Source organism: Synechococcus sp. CS-197 (assembly GCF_025128215.1).
In the GTDB taxonomy this organism is placed as follows: Bacteria; Cyanobacteriota; Cyanobacteriia; order PCC-6307; family Cyanobiaceae; genus Synechococcus_C.
The window spans coordinates 68200-85389 of sequence record NZ_JAHLZC010000006.1 but is presented as its reverse complement, the minus strand read 5'-3'; the positions used below and the strand labels follow the sequence as shown (position 1 = coordinate 85389).

The following is a 17190-nucleotide window of genomic DNA, read 5'->3' as shown; positions in this document are numbered from 1 at the left end:
TGGCTCGCGGTCGGTTCGACATTCCTGTTCATGCTCACACCCGACCGCACTGCATTTCTGGAAGCCGTTGCATCCGGTTCCACGTTGATTCCCGTGGCCAGCAGCTGGCCTGCGGATCTGGAGACACCCCTCACCACCTGGTTGAAAGTGGGCGAGGGGCGTCCCCCTGGAGTTCTGCTCGAATCCGTCGAGGGAGGCGAAACCCTCGGGCGTTGGAGCGTGGTGGCATGCAACCCGCTCTGGACACTTTCCGCCCGGAAAGATCGTCTGCAAAGGATCTGGAGGGATGGCCGGGAAGAGACGTTCTCAGGCAATCCCTTCGACACCTTGCGCGCGTGTCTTGCGCCCTACAAGCCGGCCACCTTGTCGGGACTGCCACCGCTCGGTCAGCTCTATGGCATGTGGGGCTATGAACTGATTCGCTGGATTGAGCCCTCGGTGCCGGTCCATCCCAATGATGGGGAGGGTCCGCCGGAGGGACTGTGGATGCTGATGGACAGCATTCTCATTTTCGATCAGGTGAAACGGCTGATCACAGCCGTGGCCTACGCCGATCTGTCGGGCGAGCACAACGCTTTTGCCGACCCAGAGGCCGCATGGGGCGATGCCATCCAGCGCATCCAAGCCCTGAAAAACTCCATGGCCGAGCCGCTTCCCCCAGTGCGCCCGCTCGACTGGACACCCAGCCAAGGGGACACACCCTCAACATCCAGCAATCGAACCCAGGATGACTTCCAACAGGCGGTTCTCAAGGCCAGGGAGCACATCGCCGCTGGAGATGCCTTTCAGCTGGTGATCAGCCAGAAACTCAGCACGGAGATCGACCACCCCCCCCTTGATCTCTACCGAAGCCTGCGCATGGTGAATCCATCGCCCTACATGGCGTTTTTCGATTTCGGCGACTGGCAGCTGATCGGATCCAGCCCTGAGGTGATGGTCAAGGCCGAACCTGATCAAGGAGGGATCCGCGCTGTCCTGCGACCGATTGCAGGAACAAGGCCCCGGGGAAGCAATGAACTGGAAGATCGCAGTCTTGAGGCGGAGCTGCTCGCTGACCCCAAAGAACGTGCTGAACACGTGATGCTTGTTGACCTCGGGCGCAATGACCTCGGCCGCGTCTGCGTTCCCGGGTCAGTGAACGTGCGCGAGCTGATGGTGATCGAGCGCTACTCCCATGTCATGCACATCGTCAGTGAGGTGGAGGGTCGACTGGCTCCGGGCAACGACATCTGGGATCTGCTGATGGCGTCCTTCCCTGCTGGAACCGTGAGCGGAGCTCCCAAGATCAAGGCGATGCAACTCATCCATGAGCTTGAACCCGACCCACGCGGCCCCTACTCCGGTGTTTATGGATCGGTCGATCTGGCGGGAGCTCTGAACACCGCCATCACCATCCGCACGATGGTTGTGAAGCCCAACCAAGACGGCGGATGGACCCTTGAGGTGCAGGCCGGAGCCGGCATCGTTGCAGACTCCAAACCCGAGGCCGAATACCAGGAAACCCTGAATAAAGCCCGAGGCATGCTGACCGCACTGGCCTGCCTCGAGGGCGCCGGGTCATGACGAACAATCGTTTGCTCAAGGGCTTTGAGGTTGAGCTGTTCACGGGGCATCCCGATGGTCGCAATGTCGGGATCGCAGCCGAAGCCAGCCAGGAACTCGCAGGTTTCGTCACGGAGCCTGATCACCGCAACCTCGAATACATCACAGCTCCGCAATCCGACTACGGACCGCTCACCGAGGCGCTGCTCGCACCACGACGCACGCTGAGGACTTGGCTTCAACCGAGGGGCCTGACCTTGCTGCCCGGCAGCACCCTCAGCCTGGGAGATACGACACGATTCGAGCGCTCAGATCCATCCAATCCCTACCACGATCTGATCGAAGCCACCTACGGCACGGATGTGGTGACAGCCAGCATCCACATCAACCTGGGAATCGAGTCGCCTCAGGACCTGTTCAAGGCCTTACGCCTCGTGCGTTGTGAAGCGGCGCTGATGCTCGCTCTTAGTGCCAGTTCTCCGTTTCTCAATGGCGACATCACCGGAGCCCATTCCCAACGCTGGATGCAGTTCCCCCTCACGCCCGCCCGTGTCCCCTTGTTCGTGGATCATCAGCACTTCATTCGCTGGACAGAGGAGCAAATCGCTGCCGGGACGATGCACAACGTTCGCCATCTCTGGACATCGGTACGCCCCAACGGTCCCGATCGTCCCCACCAACTCAATCGGCTGGAGCTGCGTATCTGCGATCTGATCACCAACCCGGCCCACTTGCTGGCGGTTACCACCCTGCTCGAACTCAGAATTCAGCAGATCCTCCGTGATCCCTCCGCTCACGACCCCATGACCAAGAGCACGTTGAGCCTTGACGAGCTCGAGCAGCTCAGCGTTAACAATGACCGCGCCGCGGCCCAGGCAAGCCTCGAGGCCACCCTTCATCACTGGGAAGACGGCCGGCCGCTCCTGTGCCGAGAGTGGGTGCTGACGTTGATCGAATCTGTCGAGCCCCTGGCAGCGGACCTGCACCTGAGCGACCGACTCAAGCCCCTGACCACCATTCTTGATCAGGGAAATCAAGCCATGCGTTGGCTGGCCGCCATTCGCGATGGTGCCTCGATTCAGAGCGTGCTCAGCGACAGCATCAGCACCATGGAAACCGAGGAATCCCCGCTTGGTTCCACCCCAGGCCATCACGCTTTGGGATGATCATGACGGTTTCTGATCCCGGCGGGTCTTCGATGTCCTCCTCCTCCGCAATCACTCCTGAGAGCGAGCAGGCCATGGCCGCGGTCAACGACGCCCCTGTCGGTGGACAACTCCTGCAGCAACGACTGGCCCTGGTCGAGGACCTCTGGCAGACCGTTCTGCGCAGTGAGTGCCCAGCCGAGCAGGCGGAGCGCTTGCTGCGCATGAAACAACTCAGCGACCCGGTCCTTCCCGAGGGAAACGCCGTGAGCAGTGATGCTTTGGTGTCGCTGATCAGGGACATGGACCTGTCGGAAGCGATCGCTGCCGCTCGGGCCTTTTCCCTCTATTTCCAACTGGTGAACATCCTCGAGCAGCGCATCGAGGAAGACGGGTATCTGGAGAGCATCGTCCGTTCCCAGGACACAGCGGAACAGATCAACCCGTTCACCCCTCCCCTGGCCACCCAGACAGAACCCGCAACCTTTCGGGAACTGTTTGAACGTCTGCGCCGACTGAACGTCCCCCCTGCCCAGCTGGAGACGCTGCTCCAGGAGCTCGATATCCGCCTGGTCTTCACCGCTCACCCCACCGAGATCGTCCGTCACACCGTCCGCCACAAACAGCGCCGCGTGGCAAGCCTTCTGCAGCAGCTCGAAGCCCAGACTGAATCCAGCACCTTTGAAGCGGGAACGATCCGCCTTCAATTGGAGGAGGAAATCAGGCTGTGGTGGCGCACTGATGAGCTGCACCAGTTCAAGCCCTCGGTGTTGGATGAGGTCGATTACGCCCTGCACTACTTCCAGCAGGTGCTGTTCGATGCCATGCCCCAGCTGCGTCGCCGCCTCTCCTCGGCACTGGCCAGCAGCTACCCGGATGTGCAACTGCCGCCGTCGTCCTTTTGCACCTTCGGATCCTGGGTTGGATCCGATCGCGATGGCAATCCATCGGTCACGACCGACATCACCTGGCGAACAGCCTGTTATCAGCGCCAGCTGATGCTGGAGCGTTACGTGAGCGCGGTTCAGGGGCTTCGCGACCAGCTGAGCATTTCCATGCAATGGAGCCAAGTCAGCGCCCCACTTCTTGAATCCCTGGAAATGGATCGGTTGAGATTCCCGGAGGTGTACGAAGAGCGGGCCACCCGCTACCGCCTTGAGCCTTACCGTCTCAAGCTGAGTTTTGTGCTTGAGCGGCTGCGCCTCACGCAGATCCGCAACCAGCAGCTTGCGGAAGCCGGTTGGCGTGCTCCAGCGGATGGACTGCTGAGCTCCAACCCCGAGGCACCGCAGAGTGAATCGCTTCACTACGGATCTGTGGCCGAGTTCCGCAGTGACCTTGAACTGATTCGCACGAGTTTGGTCAGTACAGACCTCACCTGCGAACCCCTCGACACGCTGCTCACCCAGGTGCACATTTTCGGGTTCAGCCTTGCCGGTCTGGACATTCGCCAGGAGAGCACCCGCCACAGCGATGCTCTCGATGAAGTGAGTCGCTATCTCAACCCCGACCAGGCCTACGGGGATCTGAACGAACAGGAACGCGTGCAGTGGCTGCTTCAGGAGCTGCAGACCCGCCGCCCCCTGATCCCACCCTCGGTGAGCTGGTCACCAACAACGGAAGAAACCGTTGATGTGTTCCGAACCCTGCATCGCCTGCAGGACGAATTCGGCAGTCGAATTTGCCGAACGTATGTGATCTCCATGAGCCACAGCGTTTCGGATCTGCTCGAGGTGCTGCTCCTTTCCAAGGAGGCAGGGCTTGTGGAACCGTCTGCAGGCCATGCCGACCTGCTGGTGGTTCCGCTCTTCGAAACCGTGGAGGATCTCCAGAGAGCCCCAGAGGTGATGGAAGAGTTGTTCCAGACACCGCTTTATCGCAACCTTCTTCCCAGGGTTGGCAGCCAGGGCCAACCCTTGCAGGAGCTGATGCTCGGGTATTCCGATAGCAACAAGGATTCGGGCTTTCTCTCCAGCAACTGGGAGATTCACAAAGCACAGATTGCCCTTCAGGACCTTGCAGCGAGGAACGGCGTGGCCCTGCGGCTGTTCCACGGACGTGGTGGTTCAGTGGGCCGGGGAGGGGGACCTGCCTACCAGGCGATCCTGGCGCAACCCAGCGGCACGCTCCAGGGACGCATCAAAATCACGGAGCAAGGGGAAGTTCTCGCCTCCAAGTACAGCCTGCCTGAACTCGCTCTCTACAACCTCGAAACAGTGAGCACCGCCGTTGTGCAGAACAGCCTGGTCACCAACCAACTGGATGCCACTCCCAGCTGGAACGATCTAATGGCGCGACTGGCGCGTTGCTCAAGACGCCACTACCGCGCGTTGGTGCACGACAACCCCGATCTGGTCGCCTTCTTCGAGCAGGTGACGCCAATCGAGGAGATCAGCAAGCTGCAGATCTCCAGCCGGCCCGCCCGGCGTAAGACCGGAACGCGGGATCTCTCCAGCCTGCGGGCCATTCCCTGGGTGTTTGGCTGGACCCAGAGCCGCTTTCTCCTCCCCAGCTGGTTTGGCGTCGGAACAGCTCTGCATGAAGAGCTTGTGAACGACCCCGATCAGATGTCGTTGCTGAGGACCCTCCACCAGCGCTGGCCTTTCTTCAGGATGCTGATTTCCAAAGTGGAGATGACCCTCTCCAAGGTGGATCTCGATCTGGCCCGTCACTACGTGACCAGCCTGGGGAGTGCCGATCATCGTCAAGCGTTCGACGGCATCTACACGACCATCGCCGAGGAATACAGCCTCACCCACCGGCTGGTACTGGAGATCACAGGGCAAGAACGACTGCTGGATGCCGATCCAGCCCTCCAGCTCTCCGTGGATCTGCGCAACCGCACCATCGTGCCCTTGGGATTTCTGCAGGTCGCCCTGCTGCGCCGATTACGGGACCAGAATCGTCAACCGCCCATGAGCGAATCTCCCAGCGACGGCGACGGCCGCACGTACAGCCGAAGCGAACTTCTGCGTGGTGCCCTTCTCACGATCAATGGCATTGCCGCAGGCATGCGCAACACCGGGTGATTGGCCTTGCTTCCCTTCCGTCGACAGCCCGCAGCCCCAGCCCTCAAGGAGGGGTATTCCTTAAAACTCGACCACATCCCCGATGGAGCCAGCATCAACAGGCTGCTTCAGGCCTGCGGTGATGAGATCCACCCCGAGGAGCGCTGGTCACTCGCCCTGAGCCGCAGTTTCTGGGTGATGACCATCCTGGACAACGATCATGCGCTGGCCGGGTTTGTCCGCGCCACGACCGATCAGGCCTTGAATGCCAACCTCTGGAATCTCGCAGCGCGGCCAGGACCGGATCAGGTCCACTTGGTTGAGGTGCTTGTGCACCGATCCCTCGCCGTTCTGCGCCGAGATCTTCCGGGCTGCAGCATCTCCATTTCGGCGCCTCCCCAGGCTCTCAATGCACTGAAAACCCATGGATACATCCTCGATCCAGGAGGCATCCGAACCATGGGATTGAGGCTCCGATCACCGGTGGAGCCTGAAGAATCACGAGCATGGAGGGATTCGAACCCCCGACCCTCAGAACCGGAATCTGATGCTCTATCCAACTGAGCTACATGCCCCCGCGGCAGTTGGGAGAACAACCACGATTTGGTTACCTTAGCGACACGTCGCACCCTTACCGATTCGGCTTCTCCAGCTCGAACTGCAGGAGTTCCGCAACCACTGCCACCTGCAGCTGGAGATTGAAGCGCCGCGTCTGCTCGTGATCGGCAGCAACGGCATCGGCAAATCCAACCTGCTGGAGTCAGTGGAACTGCTGGGGAGTTTGCGCTCTCACCGCAGCAGTCAGGATGCGGATCTGATCCACTGGGACGCTTCAAGGGCTCTGCTAAGAGCGTCCTGCGTGGATGACACCGAGGTTGAGCTGGAGCTTCGCCGCCGCGGTGGCCGTCAGGCACGACGCAATGGCAAGGTGCTGCAGCGTCAGATGGATCTGATTGGCCCTTTGCGCTGTGTGGGCTTCAGCGCCCTGGATCTACATCTCGTGCGTGGAGAACCGGCCTTAAGACGCCATTGGCTTGATCGGGTCGTGCTGCAGCTGGAGCCGGTCTACGCCGAATTAATCGGGCGATACAACCGACTTCTACGCCAGCGCAGCCAGTTCTGGCGACGAGGGGGAGGCGGAACCAGCGTGGAGCACCAAGCGCTCCTGGACAGTTTCGACATTCAGATGGCCCTGGTCTGCACGCGGATCCATCGCCGCCGCCGCCGGGCGCTGTCGCGGCTCGAACCCCTGGCAGCGGCTTGGCAGTCCCGCTTGAGCAAGGGCCATGAACAACTGGAGCTCCGCTACAGCCCGGGGAGCGTGTTGGAAGGAGAGGAGGCCGAAGAGCCCTGGCGACTCGCAATCGAACAGCAGCTGCACCGCCAACGCAGCGAAGAGGAACGGCTTGGCAGCTGCCGGGTCGGCCCCCATCGCGATGAAATCGACATGCTGCTGAATGGCACTGTCGCCCGGCGCTTCGGTTCATCAGGTCAACAGCGCACCCTGGTGCTGGCTCTGAAACTGGCGGAACTGGAATTGGTCGGAGAGCTCTGCGGCCATCCGCCGCTCCTGCTGCTCGACGATGTGTTGGCGGAATTGGATCCGCAGCGCCAACTGGCCTTGCTGGAAGCGGTGGGTGACACCCATCAGTGTCTTGTGAGTGCCACCCATCTCGATGCCTTTGAAGGCGAATGGCGCCAACGCTCGCAGATTCTCAATGCTGATCATTTGAGAAACGGCTTGAGAAACAGCTAAAGTGGATAGCTGTTTTCTTTTGCATCCTGATGGAGCAGACCCTGTCATGCCTGCATCCCAACCCGGGATGGGACAACGCACAGACCCATACGCCTGCCAGTGCCCCGATTGACAGTGCCACCGACATGGTGGGCAAGCACTGCATTCTCGAGCTCTACGATTGCGACAAAAGCAAGCTCGACGACGAAGCTTTTTTGAGAACCACCATCACGACCGCTGCGAAGCGTGCTGGTGCCACTCTTCTCAATCTCATCACCCATCGATTCGAGCCACAGGGCGTCACCGGACTGGCTCTTCTGGCGGAATCTCACATCTCCATCCACACCTGGCCTGAAACCGGGTACGCGGCTGTGGATGTTTTCACGTGTGGCGATCACACCATGCCTGAAAAGGCTTGCCAGCACCTTCGTGACGAGCTCAAGGCCATGAACCACGCCTTACGGAGCTTTTTGCGGGAAACGCCGGCTGCTGTGGCGGAGCTCGAACGCACGCCGGAGTGCACGCCTCGCTAAGGCTGGCGCGGCCAACCCATGTTGGTGTGTGGAGATCTCAGCGCATGCTCGCCATGCGGTTGAGCTTTCCGCTCACCAGCCCTTCGAGATCAATGCTCACCGAGGTGAACCCCAGAGCCAAGAAGTCCTGAACCAGGTCGCGGCGCAGCGGTTCCTCGAGAAGCTCACCAAGCCGGGTGGTGGGCACTTCAATGCGAGCGGCAAGCCCCTGCGCACGAACGCGCACCCGCGGAAACCCTCGAGCAATCAACAACGCTTCCGCCGCTCCGACCAGCTTCAGTCTCTGGTGGGTGATCACCTCTCCGTAGGGGAATCGCGACGCAAGACAGGGCTGGGCCGGTTTGTCCCACCAGGGAAATCCAAGCGCTTTGGAGAGTCGCCGGATCGTTGCTTTGTCGATCTGGAGTTCGGCCAATGGTGATCGCACGCCAGCCTGACGGGCCGCCTCAATACCAGGCCGGTGGTCTCCGAGGTCATCGAGATTCACGCCGTCCACCACAAGCGCGCCGTCAGCGGCTCTGGCGATGTCTTTGAGATGGTGATGCAGTTCCCGCTTGCAGGCAAAGCAGCGATCTGTTGGATTCGAGCTGTAATCCGGATCATCCAATTCCCTGGTTTCCACCTCCAGATGGCGAATCGCGAGCCAGCGGGCCTGGAGTCGCGCTTCCTCCAGCAGATGGGGCGCAAGCGATGGGGACACTCCGGTCACTGCAAAGGCATGGTCATCCAATTGTTCGCAGGCAATGGCCGCGACGAGGGTGCTGTCCACTCCGCCGGAGTAAGCCACACAAACCCTTCCTGCGGCACGAAGCAGCCCGCGCAGAGCTTCGAGGCGATCCTGATCACCCCGGGCCAGGGACTCCAATGGACGGAAGCGCGTTTCGGCCACTGAAGAACGCAGGAATCTCAGTATGCTCCGATCGTACGCAGCGCCATCTCGAAGACGTCGATGGACGCAACACGCTCATCCGAGACCTCTGGAGGTGCCCGCCGGCGCAGCAACCGCGGCATTGGCATCGTTACAGCAGCCGACAGCAGGGAGCGCAGTCTTGGCCAGCTGCACGTGTATGACGGCGACGGCAAGGGCAAGAGCCAGGCGGCGCTTGGCGTCGTGCTGCGCACGATCGGCCTGGGCATCTGCGAGCAGCGCCGCACCCGCGTTCTGCTGCTGCGATTTCTCAAGGGACCAGGACGGGCCTATGACGAAGACGCGGCCATCGAAGCGCTGCAACAGGGTTTTCCCCATCTGATTGACCAGGTGCGAACGGGTCGCGCCGACTACTTCAACGCCGAAGAAGCCACCCGTTTTGATCAGCAGGAGGCTCAACGGGGCTGGGACATTGCCCGTGGCGCCATTGCCAGCGCGCTGTACTCCGTCGTGGTGCTCGACGAACTCAATCCCGTTCTGGATCTCGGTCTGCTCGAGATCGACGATGTGGTGCAAGCCCTCTCATCCCGTCCGGAGGGGATGGAAATCATCGTGACCGGCCGTGGAGCGCCAAGACCTCTGATCCAGATTGCCGATCTGCATTCAGAAATGCGTGCCCATCGTCGGCCTTCAGACGACAACCAGTCTGTGGTGCCCTTCAGCACTCCCGGGGGGATTGAGATCTACACCGGTGAAGGCAAGGGCAAATCCACCAGCGCCCTTGGCAAAGCCCTGCAAGCCATCGGTCGCGGCATCAGCCAAGACAAGAGCCATCGCGTGCTCATTCTGCAATGGCTCAAAGGGGGCAGCGGCTACACCGAAGATGCCGCGATTGCAGCCTTGCGCGAGAGCTACCCCCATCTGGTGGATCACCTGCGTTCAGGCCGCGACGCCATCGTCTGGCGCGGTCAACAGCAGCCGATCGACTACGTGGAAGCGGAGAGGGCCTGGGAAATCGCCCGTGCAGCCATCGCCAGTGGTCTTTACAAAACGGTGATTCTCGATGAGCTCAATCCAACCGTTGATCTTGAGCTCCTGCCGGTGGAGCCGATCGTGCAGGCGCTGCTGCGCAAGCCTGCGGAAACAGAGGTGATCATCACCGGCCGCTGCAAACATCCCCCGGCCTATTTCGACCTCGCCAGTGTTCACTCCGAGATGGTCTGCCACAAGCATTACGCCGAGCAGGGCGTGGATCTCAAACGTGGAGTCGACTACTAGAGCTCAATAGCGGGGCACCGAAGCGTCCACCTCCTGACTCCAGGCGTCGATTCCCCCCGTCACATTCACCGCTTGGATTCCAGAGCGCGTCAAATGGTCAACGGCCTTGGCCGATCGCCCGCCCAGCTTGCAGTGCACGTACACAACACGTCCGGATGCGAGCGAACGGATCGCTTCGATGGCGTCACCCGATTCGATCGACGCCAGGGGAAACAGCTGGGATCCCTGAATGACCGCTACGTCAGCCTCAGCCTGCTGACGAACATCCAGGAGCAACAGGTCGGCTCTCTCATCGAGCAACGCCTTGAGCTCACGCACTGAGATGCTGTTCACGATCTTGGACTCCTCGCCCTCGACAGGACGTTCAGGATTGCAGAACTGCTCGTAGTCCACCAGTTGTTCAATGGCGGGCCGATGAGGGCGGCGTTCGAGGCGGAGCTCTCTGAAACGCATGCTGAGGCTGTCGACCAGCAGCAAACGCCCATCGAGGGTCTCCCCAAGACCGGTGATCACTTTGATCACTTCCGTCGCCTGCAGGAGACCGATCAGCCCGGGCATCACGCCCATCACTCCACCATCGGCACAAGACGGCACGAGGTCTCGTGGTGGTGGCTGAGGCACAAGATCGCGGTAGTCCGGAGAGAGGGGCCCCTGGTTGAACACCGTGACTTGACCTTCAAAACGCTGAACGGAGCCATAAACGAACGGTCGGCCGAGCATCACGCAGGCGTCGCTGATCAGATACCGGGTCGGGAAATTATCCGAACCATCCACCACGAGGTCGTAGGCCCCGATCAATGAAAGAGCGTTCTCCGGCGTCAGCCTGGAGGGATGCTCGTCCACCACACAGTGCTCATTGAGATCCAAAATCCTTCTGCGGGCGGAGGAGGTTTTGCCCTCACCGACGGCGGCCTGGCCATGAATCACCTGCCGCTGAAGGTTGCTGAGATCGACGCGGTCATCGTCAACGATGCCGAGTCGCCCGATCCCGGCCGCGGCCAGATAAAGGAGCAGTGGAGAACCGAGCCCTCCAGCGCCGATGCAGAGCACGGAGGCCGCCTTCAGGCGCCTCTGACCGGCAAGCCCAAGTTCCGGCAGCGTGAGGTGGCGGGCATAGCGGCCCCGTTCTTGTGAGCTGAGTTCAGGCACCGAACGCGGATCCGTCATCGGAGGTGCGGCAACGACTGTTGTGAACACTCAGGCCAGTGTTACCCAGCGCTGCACCCTCAGGCCCCACAAGACTCAGGGGGTGGACTTTGGCCAGTGTGGCGGGAGCGGACGCAGGCCCCGCAGTGGATCGCTCCATCCACCATCCCGCCAGGCCGCGAACACCAGCGTCGATCACCATCACCCCATCGGCAGCCGCCCAACGTCTGTCATTGCTGCTGGGGCGTGGCTCACCACCGGGATGGGAATGGGCACTCCCGACCACATGGAGTCCTCGCTGGCGCCCCCAGCGTTGCGCCGCGATCTGCTCGCGTGGATCCAGAGCGAACCGCGTCTGCCGCGACGGCCGCGGTCCATCGCCGCAGCCCGGTTGCTCCTCCAGCCCCTGAAGGCCAGGACGCCAAACGTTGCAGCAGGGCCAGACCACCCGCAGCCGCAGCTCAGAACCGCAATCGCCAAGCAAAAGGGCACACCCCTCGTTAGGAGCGACCGCATCAAGCGATCGGCGCAAAACGATCAGGCAATCCCAATCGAAGCGCAGTCGCCATGGCATTTGCGGAGGCTTGTCGATAAGGTCAGCTGGCATTAGATCCATGCCAAGGCGTCATGAGCGACGAAAGCACCACCCAGGTGAATGACACCGACGTCACAGATGCTGCCCAAGCTGGTGAGAGCGTTGACTTCGCGGAGCGGTACAAGGACATCCTGGGCAAAGTGAATGAAACCCTCGACAAAGTCGACTGGGGCCAGGCCGGCCGCATCGGCAAGGTGGTGGGCATCTTCGCAGCGGTGATCGTTGCCCAGATCCTGATCAAGGGCATTCTCGACACCATCAATCTGCTCCCGATCGTTCCCGGTCTGCTGGAGCTTCTGGGTGTTGTGGTGGTTGGCCAGTGGAGCTGGAAAAACCTCACCACCAGTGAAAAGCGCTCAGCCCTCGTCACCCGCATCCAGACACTCCGCAAGGAATATCTCGGTTGATGCGTTGCAGAGGGGGATCACATCCCCCTCGAAATCGTTAGAGAAGCGTCTTTTGAAGCCGTTTAATCACCTGGCGACAGCGATCGCGGTAGCCACCTCCAAATAAATTGGCGTGATTGAGCAAGTGGTAGAGATTCAAGGCGTCGACTCGTTGCTCAAAACCCTCTGGTAAAGGCCATTCTCTGCTGTACCCCTCATAGAAACGGCGAGAAAAACCGCCGAAGAGTTGTGTCATGGCGAGATCGACCTCGCGATCAGCCCGCCAGCTGGCGGGATCGATCAGCAGCCCCCGTCCATCCGCCAGCACACCGGCATTGCCCGCCCATAGATCCCCATGAACCAGACAGGGATCTGGAGCATGGTCGCCAAGCCACTGGGCCAGCGGAGCAACAAGAGATGACCAGTCGTTTTCATGCAATGCCCAGGCCTCAGCCAAGCGCAGCTGAGGCTTCAAACGCAGCGCAACAAAGGCCTCACCCCAGTCTTCACTCCATCCGGCCGGCTGGGGACCGAGACCGATAAAGCCGTCATGGTCCCAACCAAACCGTGAAGGACCGTTCAGCGACGACCTCCGGTGCAAACGGGCCAGCCCTCGGCCGAGGTTGAACTGATCGCCAGTCCCCATCTCCCACCAAGGGAGCACCAAAATCCCCTGAGGCTCTAGGGGAAGCCACGCCAGCACATCCACGACCTCCACAAGGTCAGCATCAGACCATTGGCGCAAGGACCGCAGCCCCCGCTGCTCAGCCTCAAGAGAGGCAGGATCAGAGACCTTGAGGAACCAAGCGCTGCCGTCACTCAGGTCTGCTCTCCAACAAGCTCCGACTTCACCACCGCCAACAGGCTCGACGGACGTCAGGCAACGCCCCCGCAACAGGTCTCTTTCCTTGGAAAGGATCTGCTCGAGCTGATCCCGCATCCACAAGCACCGGAAGGCAGCTGCCAGCATGCCGTCATGGACAGCTCCCGCGACGCGATTGTGATCGGAGGCGGAATTGCCGGCCTCACTGCCGCGGCCTTGCTGGCCCGCGAAGGGCTGTCGGTAACCCTCTTGGAAGCCCATCACCAGCTTGGAGGCTGCGCTGGAACGTTCAAGCGAGGGCGCTACACCTTCGACGTTGGCGCCACGCAGGTGGCAGGTCTGGAACCGGGTGGAAGCCATGCCCGCCTGTTCCGCCATTTGGGCCTGGAGCCACCGGCCGCGGAACGCCTCGACCCTGGCTGTGTGGTGAATCTGAATGATGGATCACCCCCCATCCACCTCTGGCATGACCCCCAACGCTGGCGGGAGGAACGGTCGCGTCAATTCCCTGGAACGGAGCGGTTCTGGGATCTCTGCAGCTGGATTCATCGCCAGAACTGGCAATTCGCCGCAGCCGACCCCGTGCTGCCCGTGCGTTCAGGCTGGGATCTGAGCCGGACGCTCAAGGCACTCACCCCCGGCAATCTCGCCTCAGCACCCCTCAGCCTGCTCACTGTTGCCGACCTTCTGAGACTCTGCGGCTGCGCCAGCAACCTTCGCTTGCGCCGTTTTCTCGATCTCCAGCTCAGGCTCTATTCCCAGCAGCCGGCCGATCAAACGGCAGCGCTCTATGGAGCCACCGTTCTGCAGATGTGTCAGGCCCCCTTAGGCCTCTGGCACCTGCAGGGATCGATGCAGAGCCTGAGCGACCAGCTCTTGCGCTCCCTTCAGCGCGATGGCGCCGAGGTGCTTCTACGCCATCGCGCCGTCTTGATGGAGCGACAGCACAGCGGCGACAGCTGGACCGTGCAGATCGAGCAACCGGGCGGTGGGCAACGGTCCCTGCAAGCGGCCGATGTGGTGTGCAGTCTTCCGCCTCAGTGCTTGCCCTCTTTAATTCCAGACAGCAACCTGCTCGGCGCGTCCTATCGCCGCCACCTGCAAACCCTCGACGCTCCGAGTGGGGCGCTGGTGTTCTACGGAGCCGTGCACCGGCGTGATCTTCCTGAAGCCTGTCCAGGCCATCTGCAGTGCGACTGGGACACTCCCGGATCACTCTTTCTCTCGATCAGCAGCGAGGGGGATGGCCGTGCCCCCGCTGGCGAGGCCACAGTGATCGCCAGCGTGTTCACCACCCCTGAGGGATGGCATGACTTGCCGGAAGAGGCCTACCAGAAGCGCAAACAAACCGTGCTTGGGCAGATGCGCCGCGGGGTTGAAGAAGCCCTGACGCTTTCGGCCGAGGCCTGGCTGCACAGCGAGTTGTCCACCCCCCGCGGCTTCGCTTACTGGACAGGTCGCCCGAAGGGCGTGGTGGGCGGACTGGGACAAAGCCCAGATCGCTTTGGTCCGTTCGGTTTGGCCAGTCGCAGTCCGATCCGCAAGCTCTGGCTCTGCGGTGATTCGATTCACCCCGGCGAAGGAACCGCAGGCGTGACGCTGTCTGCCCTGATGGCCTGCAGTCAACTGATGCAGGAACGAGGCCGGACGCTCACCCTGGCGGACTGAGCGGACCAGGCCCCTTCTCGACAAACCCCGGACGCAGGGTGCTGGTCTTGTGCAATTCATTCTCCAGCTGAGCCCAGTGGCCGCTGAGGATCGCTTCCTCCAACTGTTCCAGGCTCCACCGGTATGCGGCCAAGGCCTTGAGCAGGGCTGCCGTGTTGCGGCACGCCATCGCCGTGCCGAGAGCTGGGTTGCCTCCGCCCACCCGGGTGGTGTCGGCAAACCCGCTGGACGCCAGACGGCGAGCAAGATCCAGAACCCTTGGATCCCGTTCCTCGCTGGCCGCCCTCAACAACGCAGCGCTCACCATCACGGGCAGGTGGGACACCAGTGCCACGGCCTGGTCGTGGCAAGCAGCATCGGCTGTGATCCAGTCGCTTCCAAGCCCTTCAGCCAACACTTTCACGCTGGCCAAGGCCTGAGGATCGGTCGCCGACTCAGGCGTTGCCACCCACGGGCGGCCTCGGAACAATCCCAGCACCCCTGCGTCGACGCCGGACTGATCCGTACCCGCCATGGGGTGGGCCGCCACGAAGCGAGGGTGACGGTGGCGCCAGGCTTCAAGCACTGCCCCTTTCACCGACGCCACATCCGTGACAACGGCATGGGCTGGTAGCGCTTCGACCAACTGCGGCTCGGGATTGAGCAGCGCTTCGATCGGAAGCGCCAGGATCACGGTGTTGCAGTCGTTGAGACAGGACAACTGGCAACTAACTGCATCCACCAGCCCTCGCTCCATGGCTCGCGCCGCTGTGCTTTCGCGATGCACAAGACCGATCACCGGCACACCCTGCTGGCGGAGGTCGAGAGCGATCGAGCCACCGATCAGACCAAGGCCAACGACACCGACCGTTCCAAGAGCCTGCAGCCCCGTGCTCCGCTCCTCGCCCATGCCTGTTCAGCCAAGGCCACCATGTTGCTTCACCACTTGAGACCGCACGCATGATCAGGTTGAACCCTTGCTTGTCGGAAGGCTCCGTAGGGTTGGCCGATGTTGGAAGTTCAGGCCCATCAGCAGCTGAAGCATCTGCTCCGCGCGGATGCCGGGCAGTGGGAGCATCAACTGACTTTGAGTCGGCTGGTGGGCCGCAGCTTGCGCCGCCGCGATCAAACCCGGATCCAGCTCTCGGCCGGCAGCAATGAACGCTGGTGGCTGGCGCTGCTCGTTCCCCTCTGCCTTCAGAGTCGTCACACCGTGCTGGTGCTGGATGCAGCGCAACGTCAGCGCTTTCTCAGCCTGGAGCGTCCCCGCCTGCTCGAGAGCGATCTACGGCTCGGATGTTGGAGCAGCATTCACCCCCCCACAGGCGATCAACTGTGGCTGCTCACGCCCAGCCAACTGATCACGGCGTACCGCCTGGGGCACCTCCGGGACGACGACCACCTGGTGATTCCAGAAGCTGAACATCTGGCTGCACGACTCCGGGAGGCCATGGCCGTGCAGCTCGAAGCGCGCCACTGGGAAGAGCTCAGAACCGCCTTTCCGGCCACTGGCCAAGGACTTCTAGACCTGCATGAACGCTTGAGCCGGCAACTGTTTGCCCGTGGGTCCAGCCAGGGCCGTCAGCTCTCCATGCCCGACAGCGCCCTGACCAGCGTCCGCGACTTACTGCAATTGACCGGCCAGGCGCCGGAACCCTGGAATCACCTCGCCACCATGGGAGTGGACACCTGGGCGAGCTGGGCCCGACTCGACCATGAACACCTGCAGTGGCAATGGACGCTTCAGCCCCTGGAACCGCTTGAGGTCATCCGAGACCTGTTCAAGCACCGGCCTTGGACTTTGATTCATGGCGATGGGGGATTCCGCAGAGCCTCAAGCAGCGCACCTGCCGACCGTGACGATCCTGTCGTTCGCATTGATCTGCGCGAGCCGCCACGCAGTGAACCGATCCCGATCTACGCGCCCCGAAGGCAACCCCTGCCCAACACAGAGATCTACGCCAGCCATCTGCTCGATCAATGCCGGCGCCTCATCCTTGGCCGCTCGGGCCTAACAGTGGTTCTTGCTGATGACACAGCCCTGCTGCAGCGACTGGCCAGCGAACTGGCGGCGGAATTCGGGAGCAGGGTGACCCTGGATCGAGCCTGCGACAAACCCAATGGGGTGATTTGCACCACGTGGAGCTGGTGGATGACCCATCAACCAACCCTGCCTGAACCGGATCAGCTCATCACAGCCCTGCTGCCGATCGCAAGCCTGGAAGATCCACTCACTGCGGCGCGCGTGAAAGTCTTAAAAAAGCAAGGTCGCGACTGGTTCAGAGACCTACTCCTCCCGGAGGCTCTCGCGATCCTGATACCGGCCATTGCCCCTCTCAGGCGCAGTGGCGGCCGTCTGGCCATTCTGGATGGCCGGGTCCGAAGCCGCAGCTGGGGGGAGCAGGTGTTCCAGGCCCTAGAACCGTGGAGTTCACTGCAGCGGCTGCGACCAGATTGAAGAACAGCTCTAGGCTGGCTCGAGGG

15 protein-coding genes and 1 tRNA gene are annotated in these 17190 nt (G+C 61.7%); 9 read left to right on the top strand and 7 right to left on the bottom strand.

Translation table 11 applies throughout. The annotated features are described in order from the left end of the window. Positions 1 to 30: 30 nt before the first annotated feature. The 3 genes from KQ296_RS01285 to ppc are packed head-to-tail and all read left to right on the top strand — an operon-like array spanning position 31 to position 5716. Positions 31 to 1563, top strand: a complete 1533-nt coding sequence (locus KQ296_RS01285) for an anthranilate synthase component I (RefSeq protein ID WP_011932370.1) — start codon at positions 31 to 33, stop codon at positions 1561 to 1563. Beyond that, a complete protein-coding gene (gene gshA, locus KQ296_RS01280; RefSeq protein WP_011932369.1) occupies positions 1560 to 2708 on the top strand; it encodes a glutamate--cysteine ligase in 1149 nt (382 codons plus the stop codon). The genes KQ296_RS01285 and gshA overlap by 4 nt, the downstream gene beginning before the upstream one ends. Beyond that, positions 2705 to 5716: a phosphoenolpyruvate carboxylase gene (ppc, locus tag KQ296_RS01275; protein ID WP_011932368.1), complete on the top strand. Its 3012-nt coding sequence runs from the start codon at positions 2705 to 2707 to the stop codon at positions 5714 to 5716. Before gshA ends, ppc begins: the two co-directional genes overlap by 4 nt. 147 nt (positions 5717 to 5863) lie before the next feature. Here the strand turns inward: ppc and KQ296_RS12700 are convergent, their stop codons facing one another. Together KQ296_RS12700 and KQ296_RS01265 are read right to left on the bottom strand one after the other, a co-directional pair. Next, entirely contained in the window at positions 5864 to 6121 is a 258-nt protein-coding gene (locus tag KQ296_RS12700) for a hypothetical protein (protein ID WP_041428347.1), read from the bottom strand. 75 nt (positions 6122 to 6196) lie between these two features. Next, positions 6197 to 6270, bottom strand: a tRNA-Arg gene (locus KQ296_RS01265). Positions 6271 to 6353: 83 nt separating this feature from the next. On the opposite strand from KQ296_RS01265, the gene recF reads away from it, so the two are divergent. Further along, the gene (recF, locus tag KQ296_RS01260; RefSeq protein WP_011932366.1) at positions 6354 to 7451 is read left to right on the top strand and encodes a DNA replication/repair protein RecF; all 1098 of its coding nucleotides are present in this window, start codon (positions 6354 to 6356) and stop codon (positions 7449 to 7451) included. A gap of 29 nt (positions 7452 to 7480) precedes the next feature. Further along, entirely contained in the window at positions 7481 to 7963 is a 483-nt protein-coding gene (gene speD / locus KQ296_RS01255; protein ID WP_041428345.1) for an adenosylmethionine decarboxylase, read from the top strand. Positions 7964 to 8000: 37 nt separating this feature from the next. On the opposite strand, the gene larE is transcribed toward speD, so the two are convergent. After that, positions 8001 to 8852 (bottom strand): ATP-dependent sacrificial sulfur transferase LarE, encoded by an 852-nt coding sequence (larE, locus tag KQ296_RS01250; RefSeq protein WP_011932364.1) that lies wholly within the window; start codon positions 8850 to 8852, stop codon positions 8001 to 8003. Positions 8853 to 8912: 60 nt separating this feature from the next. Between larE and KQ296_RS01245 the strand changes: the two genes are divergently transcribed. After that, entirely contained in the window at positions 8913 to 10109 is a 1197-nt protein-coding gene (locus KQ296_RS01245; protein WP_011932363.1) for a cob(I)yrinic acid a,c-diamide adenosyltransferase, read from the top strand. Between the two features lie 3 nt (positions 10110 to 10112). Here the strand turns inward: KQ296_RS01245 and moeB are convergent, their stop codons facing one another. Both moeB and KQ296_RS01235 read right to left on the bottom strand, forming a co-directional pair. Beyond that, a complete protein-coding gene (moeB, locus tag KQ296_RS01240; RefSeq protein ID WP_041428344.1) occupies positions 10113 to 11276 on the bottom strand; it encodes a molybdopterin-synthase adenylyltransferase MoeB in 1164 nt (387 codons plus the stop codon). Further along, entirely contained in the window at positions 11251 to 11862 is a 612-nt protein-coding gene (locus tag KQ296_RS01235; RefSeq protein ID WP_259726297.1) for a M67 family metallopeptidase, read from the bottom strand. The genes moeB and KQ296_RS01235 overlap by 26 nt, the downstream gene beginning before the upstream one ends. Before the next feature lie 20 nt (positions 11863 to 11882). Here KQ296_RS01235 and KQ296_RS01230 point away from each other — a divergent pair, with 20 nt between their 5' ends. Next, positions 11883 to 12257, top strand: coding sequence for a CAAD domain-containing protein (locus tag KQ296_RS01230; protein WP_011932360.1), 375 nt, complete (start codon positions 11883 to 11885; stop codon positions 12255 to 12257). A gap of 37 nt (positions 12258 to 12294) precedes the next feature. Here KQ296_RS01230 and KQ296_RS01225 read toward each other — a convergent pair whose 3' ends face one another. Continuing rightward, a complete protein-coding gene (locus KQ296_RS01225; protein WP_259726296.1) occupies positions 12295 to 13176 on the bottom strand; it encodes a fructosamine kinase family protein in 882 nt (293 codons plus the stop codon). Positions 13177 to 13212: 36 nt separating this feature from the next. Between KQ296_RS01225 and crtD the strand changes: the two genes are divergently transcribed. Next, positions 13213 to 14727, top strand: coding sequence for a C-3',4' desaturase CrtD (gene crtD, locus KQ296_RS01220; protein WP_011932358.1), 1515 nt, complete (start codon positions 13213 to 13215; stop codon positions 14725 to 14727). On the opposite strand, the gene KQ296_RS01215 is transcribed toward crtD, so the two are convergent. Continuing rightward, positions 14711 to 15616 (bottom strand): prephenate/arogenate dehydrogenase, encoded by a 906-nt coding sequence (locus KQ296_RS01215; protein WP_011932357.1) that lies wholly within the window; start codon positions 15614 to 15616, stop codon positions 14711 to 14713. The genes crtD and KQ296_RS01215 overlap by 17 nt on opposite strands. Positions 15617 to 15715: 99 nt before the next feature. Between KQ296_RS01215 and KQ296_RS01210 the strand changes: the two genes are divergently transcribed. Continuing rightward, entirely contained in the window at positions 15716 to 17164 is a 1449-nt protein-coding gene (locus KQ296_RS01210; RefSeq protein ID WP_011932356.1) for a helicase, read from the top strand. Positions 17165 to 17190 lie beyond the last annotated feature (26 nt).